This is a genomic window from Synechococcus sp. CS-197 (assembly GCF_025128215.1).
Lineage (GTDB): Bacteria > Cyanobacteriota > Cyanobacteriia > PCC-6307 > Cyanobiaceae > Synechococcus_C.
Genome location: NZ_JAHLZC010000011.1, coordinates 45942 through 60045, shown reverse-complemented (window position 1 = coordinate 60045; position 14104 = coordinate 45942). Strand labels below are relative to the sequence as shown.

Annotated in this window: 17 protein-coding genes; 10 read left to right on the top strand and 7 right to left on the bottom strand. The window is 60.6% G+C overall.

What is annotated here, in order from left to right; genetic code table 11:
* Positions 1-20: 20 nt before the first annotated feature.
* Positions 21-596, bottom strand: a complete 576-nt coding sequence (locus tag KQ296_RS04320; RefSeq protein ID WP_011933377.1) for a uracil-DNA glycosylase — start codon at positions 594-596, stop codon at positions 21-23.
* Positions 593-1006, bottom strand: a complete 414-nt coding sequence (locus tag KQ296_RS04315; RefSeq protein WP_041428858.1) for a VOC family protein — start codon at positions 1004-1006, stop codon at positions 593-595. Before KQ296_RS04315 ends, KQ296_RS04320 begins: the two co-directional genes overlap by 4 nt.
* Positions 1007-1127: 121 nt before the next feature.
* Between KQ296_RS04315 and KQ296_RS04310 the strand changes: the two genes are divergently transcribed.
* The 7 genes from KQ296_RS04310 to KQ296_RS04280 are packed head-to-tail and all read left to right on the top strand — an operon-like array spanning position 1128 to position 6780.
* Entirely contained in the window at positions 1128-2306 is a 1179-nt protein-coding gene (locus KQ296_RS04310) for a pyridoxal phosphate-dependent aminotransferase (RefSeq protein WP_011933375.1), read from the top strand.
* A 43-nt stretch (positions 2307-2349) separates the two neighbouring features.
* Complete coding sequence (locus KQ296_RS04305; RefSeq protein WP_011933374.1) at positions 2350-3249, top strand: putative selenate ABC transporter substrate-binding protein; 900 nt, start codon at positions 2350-2352, stop codon at positions 3247-3249.
* Positions 3246-4004 carry a phosphonate ABC transporter ATP-binding protein gene (locus tag KQ296_RS04300; RefSeq protein ID WP_041428538.1) on the top strand — a complete coding sequence of 253 codons (759 nt, stop codon included), beginning with the start codon at positions 3246-3248 and terminating at the stop codon, positions 4002-4004. Before KQ296_RS04305 ends, KQ296_RS04300 begins: the two co-directional genes overlap by 4 nt.
* Entirely contained in the window at positions 4004-5530 is a 1527-nt protein-coding gene (locus KQ296_RS04295) for an ABC transporter permease (protein ID WP_011933372.1), read from the top strand. Before KQ296_RS04300 ends, KQ296_RS04295 begins: the two co-directional genes overlap by 1 nt.
* A gap of 25 nt (positions 5531-5555) precedes the next feature.
* Complete coding sequence (locus KQ296_RS04290; RefSeq protein ID WP_011933371.1) at positions 5556-6224, top strand: GDSL-type esterase/lipase family protein; 669 nt, start codon at positions 5556-5558, stop codon at positions 6222-6224.
* 35 nt (positions 6225-6259) lie between these two features.
* The gene (locus KQ296_RS04285) at positions 6260-6493 is read left to right on the top strand and encodes a hypothetical protein (RefSeq protein WP_011933370.1); all 234 of its coding nucleotides are present in this window, start codon (positions 6260-6262) and stop codon (positions 6491-6493) included.
* An 11-nt stretch (positions 6494-6504) separates the two neighbouring features.
* Entirely contained in the window at positions 6505-6780 is a 276-nt protein-coding gene (locus KQ296_RS04280) for a hypothetical protein (protein ID WP_011933369.1), read from the top strand.
* Here the strand turns inward: KQ296_RS04280 and KQ296_RS04275 are convergent.
* The 5 genes from KQ296_RS04275 to KQ296_RS04255 all read right to left on the bottom strand — a co-directional run bounded on the left by KQ296_RS04275 (position 6777) and on the right by KQ296_RS04255 (position 9473).
* Positions 6777-7178 (bottom strand): hypothetical protein, encoded by a 402-nt coding sequence (locus KQ296_RS04275; protein WP_011933368.1) that lies wholly within the window; start codon positions 7176-7178, stop codon positions 6777-6779. The two genes, KQ296_RS04280 and KQ296_RS04275, sit on opposite strands and share 4 nt — an antisense overlap.
* On the bottom strand, positions 7175-7411 hold the full coding sequence (locus tag KQ296_RS04270; protein ID WP_006041641.1) for a hypothetical protein: 237 nt from the start codon (positions 7409-7411) through the stop codon (positions 7175-7177). Before KQ296_RS04270 ends, KQ296_RS04275 begins: the two co-directional genes overlap by 4 nt.
* Before the next feature lie 122 nt (positions 7412-7533).
* Positions 7534-8496 (bottom strand): hypothetical protein, encoded by a 963-nt coding sequence (locus KQ296_RS04265; protein ID WP_011933367.1) that lies wholly within the window; start codon positions 8494-8496, stop codon positions 7534-7536.
* A 15-nt stretch (positions 8497-8511) separates the two neighbouring features.
* Entirely contained in the window at positions 8512-9135 is a 624-nt protein-coding gene (locus KQ296_RS04260; RefSeq protein WP_011933366.1) for a DUF938 domain-containing protein, read from the bottom strand.
* A 5-nt stretch (positions 9136-9140) separates the two neighbouring features.
* Positions 9141-9473: a helix-turn-helix transcriptional regulator gene (locus tag KQ296_RS04255; RefSeq protein WP_011933365.1), complete on the bottom strand. Its 333-nt coding sequence runs from the start codon at positions 9471-9473 to the stop codon at positions 9141-9143.
* 121 nt (positions 9474-9594) lie between these two features.
* On the opposite strand from KQ296_RS04255, the gene KQ296_RS04250 reads away from it, so the two are divergent.
* From KQ296_RS04250 to KQ296_RS04240, 3 genes are read left to right on the top strand one after another with little or no spacing between them, the layout of a single operon-like run.
* Positions 9595-10617, top strand: coding sequence for an ArsJ-associated glyceraldehyde-3-phosphate dehydrogenase (locus tag KQ296_RS04250; protein ID WP_011933364.1), 1023 nt, complete (start codon positions 9595-9597; stop codon positions 10615-10617).
* A complete protein-coding gene (gene arsJ / locus KQ296_RS04245; protein WP_011933363.1) occupies positions 10614-11867 on the top strand; it encodes an organoarsenical effux MFS transporter ArsJ in 1254 nt (417 codons plus the stop codon). The genes KQ296_RS04250 and arsJ overlap by 4 nt, the downstream gene beginning before the upstream one ends.
* A 47-nt stretch (positions 11868-11914) precedes the next feature.
* Positions 11915-14086 (top strand): glutamine synthetase III, encoded by a 2172-nt coding sequence (locus KQ296_RS04240; protein WP_011933362.1) that lies wholly within the window; start codon positions 11915-11917, stop codon positions 14084-14086.
* The last annotated feature ends 18 nt before the right edge of the window (positions 14087-14104 follow it).

The window sequence follows — 14104 nt, the reverse complement described above, 5'->3', positions numbered from 1 at the left end:
TTGGCCAAACCATCGCATAACTATCCCCTCAGTGCGCTGAGCCTGCGTTTCGCCTCCTGAAAATCCTGGAGGGTGAGGGCACGGGGAGAACCCTCTTCCCGCGATCCAAATCGCAGGAGATAGGAGGGATGGAACACCGGCATGAAGGCCTTGCCCTCCTGCTCATGCCATTGGCCTCTCAGCTTGCTGATTCCACTTTTGATCCCCAGCAAAGCCTGCAGGGCCGTCGCCCCTGCCAAGAGCACCAAGGAAGGATTCACCAAGGCAATCTGTTCCTCCAGCCAGGGTCTGCACTGCTTGATTTCGTTGGACGTGGGCTTTCGATTGTTGGGTGGCCTGCACTTGATCACATTGCAGATGTGGAGGTCTTGCTCTTCATCCAGTTCTGCTGCCTCGAGGAGTTCACTGAGAAGGCGGCCTGAGCGGCCAACGAAGGGAAGCCCTTGGCTGTCCTCGTCGGCTCCGGGTGCTTCGCCGATCAGCATCAGATCGGCCCCTGGATTCCCTCTACCGACCACAACCTGATTCCGGTGATACGCGAGATCACAGCACTGGCAAGCTGCACATTGGCTTTTCAAGGCGTCGAGCGCGTTCACATCGCCTCCTCGGTTGGTTCCTTTGCTTGCGTGACCAGAAGCAAAAAGCGCTGCCCCTCGGGATCCGTTAACCAGCACTCTGCGCCGAAGGATTCCTGGCGGGGTTCCTCCGGGCTGGATCCGCCCATGGCGAGGACCTCAGCTCTCCAGCAGCGAAGGTCTTCAAGGGGGTTGTGGCAGGTGACCCGCTGCAGACAAGGTGCCAGCACAGCGCCTGAGGCCGGCCAGGGCCGATGCCTCGAGGGCGTGTAGATCTGCAGCGACCCTCCCGACGGCAAGGGAACGATCCAGTGGTGGTCCGCCAGTCCCGTTTGGGCTTCGGTCTGAAGAAGTCCTGCATAAAAATTCGCCAGCTTGTGAGGGTCCCGCGCGGCCAGGACCCAGCTGACAGAGGGCTTTGAGCTGTGCATCTCTCCATGCTGCTCCCTGGGAGGACGGCCCTTTTGCATCCGTGCTTGGTTGTCTGTGACACCACATCAGGCAGGATGAGGACTTTCGTACCTGCGCATCCACTGGAGGGGTGCCGCGCCGATGTCACGCCCGCTCTCTCTATCCAGCCGGGCCGAAGCCCTGCAGCCTTCGCTCACGCTGGCGATCAGCGCTCGGGCCAAGGCCCTGCAGAAGGAGGGTCGCGACATCTGCAGCCTCAGCGCCGGTGAGCCTGATTTCGATACTCCCGATTTCATCGTGGAGGCTTCCGTTGAGGCCTTGAGAAACGGCATGACCCGTTACGGTCCTGCCGCCGGGGATCCCCATCTGCGTGAGCTGATCGCCAACAAGATCACCAGCGAGAACGGAATTCCAACGTCAGCGGCCGAGGTTCTGGTCACCAACGGCGGGAAGCAGGCGATCTACAACCTGTTCCAGGTTCTGCTGAACCCAGGCGACGAGGTGTTGATTCCTGCGCCGTACTGGCTCAGTTATCCGGAGATCGCCCGCCTCGCTGGTGCCCGTCCGGTTGCGGTTCCGTCGTCGGCCGCCGACGGCTTCCGCCTTGATCTCAATGCGCTTGACGCCGCGATCACGCCGGCCTCGCGGGTGCTGGTCATCAATTCTCCTGGCAATCCCACAGGCCGGGTGCTCAGCCGCGATGAACTTCTGTCGATTGCGGAGTTAATGCGTCGTCACCCGCGGCTCGTGGTCATGAGCGACGAGATCTATGAGTACCTCCTCGAAGACGGCGTCACCCACCACAGCTTTGCCTCCCTTGCTCCTGATCTGCAAGACCGCTGCTTCATGGTGAACGGCTTCGCCAAGGGGTGGGCGATGACCGGCTGGCGCTTGGGGTATCTCAGCGGGCCCGAATCCGTGATTAAAGCGGCTTCGGCACTCCAGAGCCAGAGCACCAGCAATGTCTGCAGTTTTGCCCAACAGGGGGCTGTTGCTGCGCTAACGGGTCCTCGGGACTGCGTTCAGACGATGGCTGAGAGCTACAACCGCCGCCGATCCTTTCTCGTGTCAGGCCTGCAGGCGATGGACGGAATCACCTTGGTGCCGCCCCAAGGCGCGTTCTATGCATTCCCTCAGCTGCCTGACGGTTGTGGCGATTCCATGAACTTCTGCCGCAGGGCCCTTGAAGAGGAAGGGTTGGCGATCGTTCCTGGCGCGGCCTTCGGTGATGACCGCTGCATTCGACTGTCTTGTGCGGTGTCGCGTGAGACGATCACTGATGGCTTGCATCGCCTCAATCGCTTGCTCAAGGCTGGTTAACGCCTGCAGCTTGCTGCTCTTCCCTTTTCATTCCAGCTCACCCATGCCCAGCCGAGAACGTGGGGCCGTCGCCTTATTGGCATTGCTTCTCTGCCAGGGAGTGTCGGTTCTGCCGTCGATTGCCAAACCGGCGCTGCGCGTCGGCGCCATCCCTGATCAGAACCCCGAGCGTTTGAATCGTCTCTACGGACAGCTTGCCGATGAGCTCAGCGATCGTCTGAAGGTGACCGTTCGCTACGTACCCGTCAGCAACTACCCGGCCGCTGTGAGTGCCTTTCGGACCGGAGGCCTCGATCTGGTGTGGTTTGGAGGTTTGACCGGTGTTCAGGCGCGGCTTCAGACGTCTGGGGCCAAGGTTTTGGCGCAGAGGGATATTGACGCCCGCTTCCGCAGTGTGTTCATTGCCAATACCTCAGCGGATCTTCAGCCGATTCAGTCGATTAACGGTCTCACCAGTCTGCGCGGAAAGCGATTCACCTTTGGCTCGGAGAGTTCAACGTCTGGACGGTTGATGCCTCAGCATTTCCTGGCGAAAGCCGGCGTCTCACCCAGTCAGTTCAGTGGGGGACGGGCCGGCTTCAGTGGCAGTCATGACGCCACCATCGCCTTGGTGCAAAGCGGGGCCTACCAGGCAGGTGCCCTGAACGAGCAGGTGTGGACGTCGGCGCTCAAGCAGGGGCGGGTGAACACCGACAAGGTGCGCGTGATCTGGCGAACCCCTGAGTATGTGGATTACCACTGGGTGGCACGCCCTGATCTGGATCAACGCTTTGGTTCGGGATTCACAACGCGCCTGCAGAAGGCGATTCTGGCCATTCAGCCATCCACCCCTCGCCAGGCCACGATTCTTGAACTGTTTGCTGCCAAGCGCTTCATTCCCGCCGAGGCCAGCCAGTACAAGCCGATCGAGACGGTGGGTCGCCAGCTCGGCAAGATTCGTTGAGTTCTCTGCTCCAGCTTGAACAGGTGCGGTTGGCCGGCTCTCGGAGAGACCGGCTCTTCAACCTGTCGTTGCGCATCCATCGCGGTGAGCGCGTGGCCCTTCTGGGGCCCAGCGGTGCCGGAAAGAGCTCACTGATTTCCGTGATCAATGGCAGCCTGACTCCGCACCAGGGAACGGTCCTCTGGCGCGGCAAGAGTCTTCGGCAGCGCACGCGCCGTCAGCGCTGTGAAATCGGCACCCTTTGGCAGGACCTGCGCTTGATTGAGGAGCTCAGTGTTGGCCAGAACATCAATGCCGGCGTGCTGGGCCGGCGTGGACTGCCCTGGGCGCTGGCGAATCTTCTGTTCACCATCGGTGCAGCGCCTTGTTTGCAGTGCTTGCGTCAGGCTGGATTGGATCCTCAGGTTCTGGCTCCCGAAGGTCTGGATCGCCCCGTCCAGCAGCTATCGGGTGGTCAACGGCAACGGGTTGCTCTGGCCCGATTGTTCCGGCAACAACCGTCTCTGCTTTTGGCTGATGAGCCCCTGGCCAGCCTGGATCCAGCCATTGCCGCTGAAGTGCTCGATCGCCTTCTGGAGAAGAACGCCGATGGCTCCCTGATCCATGGTGCGCAAGCGGTGGTGGTGTCGCTGCATCGCCCGGATTTGATCCATCGTTTTGATCGAGTTCTCGCCCTGCGCGAAGGACGTTTGCGCATCGACGCTCCGGCGACCGCTGTGATGCCTGCAGACCTTGAGGATCTCTACGCACTGTGATGGCGTTGCCCCGGCCCAGTGCACCCGCGCTTGCCCTGCTGCCAGCTCTGGCCTTGCTGCCGGTGTTGATCACCGTTGTTGCCGGACTTCATGCCGGCGGCGTGGAGATCTTGTTGACATGTCTCGCGGCAGCAGTGCATCCATCCCTGGACCCAGCGCTGCTCACAGCTCTGTTCAGTGCGCTGCAGGTCACGCTGGCGATGGCTCTGGCTGGCTGGAGCCTCAGCTTGGTTCTTGGGGTGCTGCTTGGCTGTTGTGCCTCAGAACGGCTGTTGCAAACGTGGAATTGGCCAACCTGGCCAGCATTGATTCTGCGTCGCTCCCTGGCACTGCCTCGATCGGTGCACGAACTGATCTGGGGACTGCTGCTCCTTCAGGTTCTTGGCTTGCATCCTGCGGTGGCGGTCGCAGCGATCACGATTCCCTATGCGGCCCTGGTGGCTCGGGTGTGGCGTGATCAGCTGGAGGCGCTCGATCCAACCAGGCTTCAGGCTCTGTTGCAGGGTGGTGCACCCCCCCTGGCCGCCTGTTTCACGGCACTGTCTCCCGCAATGGGCACCGTGTTGATGAGTTATGGCGGCTACCGCCTGGAGTGTGCTCTGCGCAGTGCCACGCTTTTGGGCGTTTTTGGCTTGGGAGGCCTGGGCACTGATCTGCAGCTCAGCCTGCAGTCGCTTCAGTTCAGAGAGCTCTGGAGTGGGCTGTGGATGCTGGGACTCCTCAGTGTTGCTCTCGAGCTGCTGCTCACGCTTTGGCGACGTCAAACCCGCAAGGCCCAGGCTGGCCAGCGACGCCTGTGTCTCTTCCTTGCGGGGGTGATTGTGGCGGGGATGGCAGGAGGCCTCTGGCTGCAGGTGCTGCTGCCGGATTCAGGAATTGTCGTTTGGCAAGGACTGGCGCTGCCGGACTGGCGCGGTCTTACGCAAGCAGCTGCAGAGCTTCCCTGGTTGCCGCTGATCGTTGAGACGCTCCTGCTCACCGTGCTGGCTGCTGGGATTGCGATTGGCCTCCCCCCACTGGCGATGTTGCTGGCCCCCTCGCGGTTTTGGCAGGTGGCTCTCAATCCTGCCTGGGCGCTGCTGCGTCTCATCCCCCCACCGCTGACCGTGTTGCTTCTGCTGCTCAGCAACCGTCCAACCCTTGCGATCGGTGCGCTGGCGCTTGGATTGCACAACGGCGGGGTGATGGGACGTCTGTTGCGCGAAGAACTGGAGCAGCAGTCTGTTGATCAACAACAGGCCATGGCCACCTCTGGAGCGTCAGCACGGCTCGGCTGGCTCTATGGCCTGTTCACGCCGCGCAGCCCTGGGTATCTGGCTTACGGGGCCTATCGCACGGATGTGATTCTGCGGGAGACGGTTGTGGTGGGCCTGATCGGTGGCAGTGGACTGGGTTGGCAATTACTGGAATCGCTCAGCTCCTTTCACTGGGATGCTGTTGTGGTGTTGATTGGGGCCTATGCCCTGATCACCCTGCTCGGGGAGTGGCTCAGCGATCAATGCCGGACCCGCTGGCTGCAAAGCTGATCACCCGATGTGAGCGACGGAATCCATGCGCCATCCCCGTCAACTGGTGGTGATTGGTGACAGCGGCGTGGTCGGTTGGGGAGACACCGAGGGGGGTGGCTGGTGCGAGCGCTTACGGCGTGCCTGGATGGCGCTGCCCGATGCACCGGTGATCTATCCACTGGGGATTCGTGGTGACGGTCTGGAGTCGGTGTCGCAACGATGGGAAGCGGAGTGGGCCTGTCGTGGTGAGCTTCGACGCCAACAGCCGAAGGCTTTGCTGCTGGCCGTGGGGCTTAACGATTCAGCCAGGGTTGGTCGTGCCGACGGCCGGCAGCCGCTCGAGGCTCAGGCCTTGCGCTTCGGGTACGAACAGTTGCTGCACGCCATGACAGCGCGTACCCAGGTGTTTGTACTTGGCCTCTCGGCAGTGGATGAACAGGTGATGCCGTTTGCCGACTGCCTCTGGTACAGCAACCACGACATCGCTGTGCATGAAGCTCAGATTGAAGAGGCCTGTCTTGAGGTGGATGTTCCTTTTTTGCCTCTCCACGCAGCCATGCAGGCAGAGCCGGGTTGGCTTGGCTGGATTGAGCCCGATGGGATTCACCTCAACAGTGCCGGTCACCACTGGATCGAGCAGCGGGTTCGCTCGTGGGGTGCCCTCCAGCGTTGGGCAGGTCTGGAGTTGCAGACACAGCTCACTTGGACCTGACGCCCATCAGAATCCCAGCAGTGATGAGATCGGGCATGCGCATTGTCGTTGTGGCTTTGGCCGCGGTTCTTCATGTGTTGCCAGCCCTGGCGCAGCAGGACCCTGTGACCTGTGAAGCGTTTTCCAGTGGCTTCACCACGGCGGATGGCTGTCTGGATGGCACCCAACCGACATCGGGACCGATTCCCAAAAATCAGTGGAGTGTGGATTACGACGATGATTTCTGGCCTGACGGTTGGTATGGCCCAGGCATCGGAGAGACCTTCTGACCCGTGGCGAGATGCTGATGCGCTTGCGCTGGCTGCTGCTGATGGTGGGGGTGCTGATCAGCACTGATGGCCAAGGATGGAGCGCGACTGCGTGGGCCCAAAGCTTGGATGAGCTTCAGCGCCAGCGCCTGATCACACCCGCGGTGAGGGATGTTCTCGAAAAGCACGATGCCCAGACTCCATCGCAGCGGCAAGCCGTGCTGGATCAAGCTTGCCGAATCGGGGAACTGTCCCCCTTGGATTGTGATTTCATCGGTCGCGGAATCCGCCGCCGTCGGCGTGATTAGTGCGTGCGTTGGCTTTTGAGCAGCTGAGCAAGCTCGCCGAGCGGCCATCCCAGATTTCTGAGATGGCGTAGCAGGCCTTTTGAAGCCTGGAAGAACTCAGGGTTGTAGTGGGGCGCGTAACCGATTTCTTTCAATGTGAGCATCAGCAGGCGATGTTCCCGTCGGGTTCCCTCCCGCGCTTCCAGGAGTTGAAATCCGCGATTTTCCAGGTCGAGGGTCTGTCCCCCAAGGTCTTCACTGAAGCCCAGCTGGATCACGTGGTCGATCTCCCGGTAGGCGGTGAACACGCGTGCACCCTGGTGATCCTCCAGAAACTGATACCGCTCGGTCACGGCGATCACCGCCTCCATGCACGGGGCCAACAAGGCCTGCTCAAGGGTGGCTTGCATCAAGGTCATGACAGTGCTCCGCCAGCGGTGAGGCGCTCTTCGCAAGCCATCTCGTAATTGCGGATCGCACCCGCAGGAATGGACCCGTTGCTTTTCAGTTGGCGCACCGACAACTCAACGCACTGCAAAACAACGCTGGTGAGCTCTCGCCCCTCGCAGAGAGCCCAGCTGCGCAATAAGACGTGCAGGCTCGGCGGAACGGAGACCGTCAGCTTCACCTGGTTTTCCCGGGGGACGGCCATGGAGCGGGACGGCTGAATGCTTGGATCTTAGCTCAGAGTGACTGCAGAGCAACTTGTGGGTGACTCTGGGGTATCTGCGGGGTGACTTGATGCGTGCTCCGGGGACCGGAGTAACGCAGGCCTCACATCAAGACCAGTTGCAGAGACGACGCCACAGCGATACTCACGCCAACGCCGACGCTGGCTTTGAACAGATCTCTCACCAGCTGCTTGATGGCTTGCCCAGGCGACGCTTGATGCAGGCGTGCCACCAGGGCCAACTCTCGACCGGCCAATAAGCCAAGGAACACCCAGGTGGTGCTGAGGGGAATCATCGACATGCTGAGCGCCCTGGTGAACAAAATCATTCCGAATACAAGGTCGATCAATGTTGCGGATCGGATGTCGTGGATGTTGATCTTGCGGCGAATGATGGATTGGATCGGTCCACCTCCCCAGGCAAAGATCAGGGCGAGGGCCGCGCAGATCACGGCAATGCTTAACAACAGTTCCTCGAGGCTCAGTCGCCTCGGCAGATACACATACAGGCTGGCGGCGTTTTGAATCATCCACTGACACCACAGCCAAGCTGTGCTGAACCACTGCAGGATCAGCCAGCGTTTCGGCAGCGCAGTTGAAGAGGGCTCAGTGCTGCGGCTGAACCGTTTCTCCAGCAGCCAGAGCCCCAGGCCATAGAGAAGCAAGCTGATCACCAGGGCGAGCAGATACCCCAGTGCTGATGTCTTCACCAGCGCAGTGGTCTGCATCGGTGCAAATGCAGACAGCACCAGAATCGAAGTTCCGATCGGAGCTCCCCACCAGGTCAATGCTGCAATCGTGAGCGGTGGGATCAGATAAAACCAGCTGAATGCCTCCGGGGGAGGGAATGATCCCAAGCGATCCCAGGCCGGATCGCCGTGATAGCGGATCCATCCGAACATCAGGATTGCTGCCGTTGCCAAGCAGATCCAGAGCACTTGCAGCCAGAGTGGTGTTCGTCCCCGGTTGCTGACCAGGAATGTTCCGAGGGTCTGCAGGGAATCATTGGCCGTGCAGGCCAGCACGACGAGCACAAAGCCCAAGCCCTGTATCAGTGTGCTTTCCATCCAAAGCCTCGGTTTTCAGCGCTCGAAAAGGATGATTCTGTTGTTTGACGGCATCAAGCGGATGTCTTGAAGCGACAGTCCTGCCCCTTGGGCTTCCTCGATCACGGCCTCTTGATCGCGCACCCCCCAGCTGGAATTGCGTTCCTGCAGCGATGTGTCGAACAGTTGGTTGCTTGCGCTCACATGCTTCCCTTCAAGGCGAAATGGCCCGTAGATCAAGAGTCGACCGCCGGGTAACAGCTGACGCGCTGAGCCCTGCATCAGGGCCCGCGTGCACTCCCATGGCGAGATATGCAAAAGGTTCACCGCCACAACCATCGCTGGTGCTGTTGGCAGATCCTGCACCCAGTTGGGTGCACACACATCCAAAGCCAGAGGTTGTGGCATGGAAGAGGTCAGTCCCGCGTGGGCAATCCAGGCGCTGATGCTGCGGCAGTGGTCGGGCTCTGGGTCGCTGCACTGCCAGGTGATTCTGGGGAATCGTTGTTGGAAGGCAACGCCGTGCTCCCCCGACCCGCTGGCCAGTTCGAGAATGAGTCCTGCGGAAGGGAGGGAGTCGGCCAGCACGTCTCCGATCGCTTGCACATTGCGTTGCGTAGCCGGGAAAAACAGCCGTGCATCGTGAGTGGAGTGCTCCATCGCAGTTATTCAGCGCAGCTGCTGGCCGGGGTTTGGCAGGAGTGGGTGAGGTCTTGGAGCCAGCCCTGCAAGGCATTCAGTGACTCCGGCCTGATCCGGTAATACACCCACCGCCCGCTTTGGCGGTCGCTGAGGAGACCCGCCTCCTTCATCACCTTGAGGTGGAAGGACAGGCGCGACTGGGAGAGCGCGAGGGAACTGGTGAGATCGCAGACGCAGCGTTCTCCTGTGGAGAGCTGCTCAAGAACCTGAAGGCGGAGGGGATCCGACAAGGCCTTGAGGAGGCTGCAGGCCTGCGCTGCATCGAGAGAGCGGTGCTTGGCCTCGATGGATGGCATCGGCGAGGCGTGCTATTGGAAAAACGTTAGCGGTGCTTGCACAACGCCTCGTGTGATCCAGGCACTTGCGGGATGGCACGTGATTGATCAAGTTTATTTGGTGAATGCACGGCAGACCTCCATGCGGATCGGCATCAATGGCTTCGGGCGAATCGGTCGCCTCGTGTTCAGAGCGCTGTGGGGACGCCCCGGCATCGAGCTGGTGCATGTGAATGACCCCGCCGGTGATGCTGCGACCGCCGCTCACCTCCTGGAGTTCGACTCAGTGCATGGACGCTGGGATCGCAACATCACCAGCGATGCAAATGGTTTTTCCGTGGAGGGATCACCACTGACCTGGTCGAGCGAGAAAGACCCCACAGCCGTGCCCTGGACGGAGCGCGGGGTGGAGATGGTGCTCGAGGCCAGCGGCAAAATCAAAACGCCAGAGACCCTCACGCCCTATTTCGAGCAGGTGGGGCTGAAACGGGTGGTGGTGGCCTGTCCGGTGAAGGGTGAAGTGGCCGGCGAGGAGGCACTCAACATCGTTTACGGCATCAATCACGACCTTTATGAGCCTGAGCGGCACAAGTTGGTGACGGCTGCCTCGTGCACCACCAACTGCCTCGCTCCCGTGGTGAAGGTGGTGCACGAGAGCTTCGGCATCGAGCACGGAATGATCACCACCATTCACGACATCACCAACACCCAGGTGCCGATCGATGCGTTCAAGAGCGATCTGCGCCGGGCCCGCTCCGGCCTCACATCCCTGATCCCCACCACCACGGGCTCCGCCAAGGCGATTGCCATGATCTTCCCCGAACTCAAGGGCAAGCTCAACGGCCATGCCGTGCGGGTGCCACTTCTGAATGGATCGCTCACCGATGCGGTGTTCGAGCTCAAGCAGACCGTCACCGTCGAGCAGGTGAATGCCGCGTTCAAGGCCGCCTCAGAGGGCGCGTTGAAGGGAATCCTGGGCTACGAGGAGCGCCCCTTGGTGTCGTGCGATTACACCAACGACAACCGCAGTTCGATCATCGATGCCCTGTCGACGATGGTGGTCGACGACAACCAGTTGAAGGTGTTCGCCTGGTACGACAATGAGTGGGGCTACAGCTGCCGGATGGCAGACCTCACCTGTCACGTGGTGGGGCTGGACGCGTGAAGCTCTCCGCTCTGCAGCAGTACGGAATCGTGACCGCCAACTACTGGGCGTTCACGCTCACCGACGGCGCCTTGCGCATGTTGGTTGTGTTCCATTTCCACGAGCTCGGATACTCCACTCTTGAGATCGCCTTCCTGTTTCTCTTCTACGAGTTCTTCGGGGTTCTCACCAATCTCTATGGAGGTTGGATCGGAGCGCGTTATGGATTGCGGCTCACCCTCTGGGTGGGCACGCTTCTGCAAATTTTGGCGTTGTTGATGCTGGTTCCCGTCGCGGAATCCTGGCCGAAGCTGCTGAGCGTGGTGTACGTGATGGTCGCTCAGGCGATCAGTGGGATTGCCAAAGATCTCAACAAGATGAGCGCGAAGAGCGCAATCAAAACGGTGGTTCCGGAAACGCCGGATGATGCTCAGAAGGGTGAAAAGCAACTGTTCAAATGGGTGGCCATTCTCACCGGCTCGAAAAATGCCCTGAAGGGTGTTGGATTTTTCCTCGGGGGTGTGTTGCTGACAGCCTTGAGCTTCAATGCTGCTGTGGCCTGGATGGCTGCAGGTCTTGCCTTGGCTTTTCTCGTCACCCTGGTGTTGCCGGGCGAGATCGGCAAGATGAAGGCCAAACCGGCGTTTTCCTCTCTGTTTTCCAAGAGTGAGGGCATCAATGTGCTTTCTGCCGCTCGGTTCTTCCTGTTCGGTGCCCGCGATGTGTGGTTTGTGGTGGCACTGCCTGTGTTTCTCGAAGCTTCCCTTGGCTGGGGATTCTGGGAAATCGGCGGCTTTCTCGGCCTCTGGGTGATCGGTTACGGCATCGTGCAGGGCACGGCGCCAGGACTGCGTCGCCTCTGGGGACAGCGTGAAAGTCCTGGGGCATCGGCTGTGCAGTTTTGGAGCGCGGTGCTCACCGCGATTCCTGCATTGATTGCCATCGCTCTGTTGCGTGAGGTCGATGTGACTGTGGCAATCGTGGGTGGTCTGGCCGCCTTCGGAGTCGTGTTTGCCATGAACTCCTCCATCCACTCCTACATGGTGTTGGCTTACACGGATGCGGAGAGTGTGAGCCTCAACGTGGGCTTCTATTACATGGCGAATGCGGCCGGTCGTCTGGTTGGAACGCTGCTGTCCGGAGCGGTGTTTCTGATCGGCGGGACGCCCAGCTCGGGAATGCAGGCCTGCCTCTGGACGTCATCAGTGTTGGTGTTGCTCTCTTGGCTCACCAGCCTGCGGCTTCCTGCCGTTCGGCTGACGGCGGCTTAGCGTCGGGTTAACGAGCTTCATCCCGCTGCCCTGCGGTTTCTTGCACCATGCCCCATCCCGCCCGTCTGGCTGCTCTTCAGGCCATCCAGCAGCGCACGCCCGTGGACTGTGCACCTGCGCAACCTCTTGAAGAGATCTGGGCCAGCGACGTGTTCACGCTTGCGCGCATGAAAAGTGCTCTTCCGAAGGAGTCCTACAAAGCGGTTCGACGCGTGATTCGTGACGGTGGGCGTCTCGATCTTGCTGTTGCCGATGTGGTGGCCCAGTCGATGAAGGACTGGGCTGTGTCCCAGGGTGCCCATTACTACGCCCACGTTTTCTATCCGCTCACCAACTCCACCGCGGAGAAGCATGACGGCTTCATCAGTCCGCAGGGTGATGGGCAGGCGATCCATGAGTTCTCAGGGAAGCTTCTTGTGCAGGGGGAGCCTGACGGCAGCTCCTTTCCCAATGGAGGCATCCGCTCCACCTTCGAAGCCCGGGGTTACACGGCCTGGGACATCACCAGTCCGGCTTATTTGATGCGCACCCCCAATGGCGTGACGCTCTGCATCCCCACCGTGTTTGTGAGCTGGACCGGCGAGGCGCTCGACAAGAAAACGCCGCTGTTGCGCTCGAATGCCGCCATGAATCGCCAGGCGAAGCGGTTGCTTCACCTGCTTGGCAATGATGAGGTGGCACCGGTGAACAGCTCCTGCGGGGCTGAGCAGGAATACTTCCTCGTTGACACCCAGTTCGCCACCCTCAGGCCCGACCTACTTCTTGCCGGTCGCACCTTGTTCGGTGCGGCATCACCCAAGGGTCAGCAATTTGACGACCACTATTTCGGAGCGATTCCGGAACGCGTGCAGGTGTTCATGCAAGACGTGGAGAGTCAGCTCTACAGACTGAGGATTCCAGCCAAGACGCGTCACAACGAAGTCGCTCCCGGCCAGTTCGAGATCGCGCCGGTTCACGAAGCCGCCAATGTGGCGACGGACCATCAGCAGCTGATCATGACAACGCTGCGCAGCACCGCCAAGCGCCATGGCTTCACCTGCCTGCTTCATGAAAAGCCGTTCGCCGGAATCAACGGCTCCGGAAAGCATGTGAACTGGTCCGTTGGGAACAGCACCCAGGGGAATCTTCTGGATCCCGGCCGTACACCTCACGACAACCTTCAGTTCCTGTTGTTCTGTGCTGCCGTGATCCGCGGTGTGCACTGTCATGGCCCTCTGTTGCGTGCTGTTGTGGCTACGGCAGGCAATGACCATCGCCTCGGCGCGAACGAAGCTCCCCCGGCGATTATTTCCGTTTACCTCGGACAGCAGCTGGAGCAGGTCTTCCAACAGATCCAGCGCGGAGAGGCCACAGGAAGTTCCAACGGCGGGGTGATGCGCTTGGGCGTGGATACCCTTCCGGAATTCCCCAAAGATGCCGGAGATCGCAACCGCACGTCTCCCTTCGCCTTCACCGGAAACAGGTTTGAATTCCGTGCTGTTGGCTCTGGTCAGTCAGTCGCAGGGCCCCTCGTGGCCATGAATACCGTGATGGCTGATTCCCTCGAATGGATCAGCGATCGCCTTGAAGCGGAGATGGGCACGGGCCAGAGTCTCGAGCAGTCAGCGGCGTCCGTGATTCGGCAGATCATGAATCAGCATGGCGCCGCCGTGTTCGGCGGTGATGGCTACTCCGACGCCTGGCATCGCGAAGCCACCGACGACCGTGGTCTCGAAAATCTCCGCAACACCGCCGAAGCTCTGCCGGTGCTGCGCCGTGAAGAGGTGCGAAGCCTGTTCCAGCGGCATGGCGTGATCTCGCCGGTGGAGATGGAAAGCCGCTACGAGGTGTATGGAGAGCAGTACACCCTTGCGATTGAAGTGGAGGCCAAGGTGGCGCTCTCCATGGTGCGCACGCAGATCAGCCCCGCTGTTCAAAACCATCTGAGCGCTCTGGCATCCAGCCTGCAACAGCAGCAGTCGATCGGACTTCAACCCGAAACCCGCGTACTCCATCAGATCGCTGAGCTGCACGGGCGTATGGATGACCATGCAACGGCGCTGGCCGGAGAGTTACACCAGTTGCACAACGGCGACACCGCCGCCGCCATGACGCACTGTGCGGATGTTCTGCTGCCCCGCCTGCAGCAGATTCGCGAGACCGTGGATGCCCTCGAGAATCTTGTTGACGACGATCGCTGGCCCCTGCCCTCGTACCGGGAAATGCTCTTCGTTCGTTGAGGATTGAACCTTGTCGAT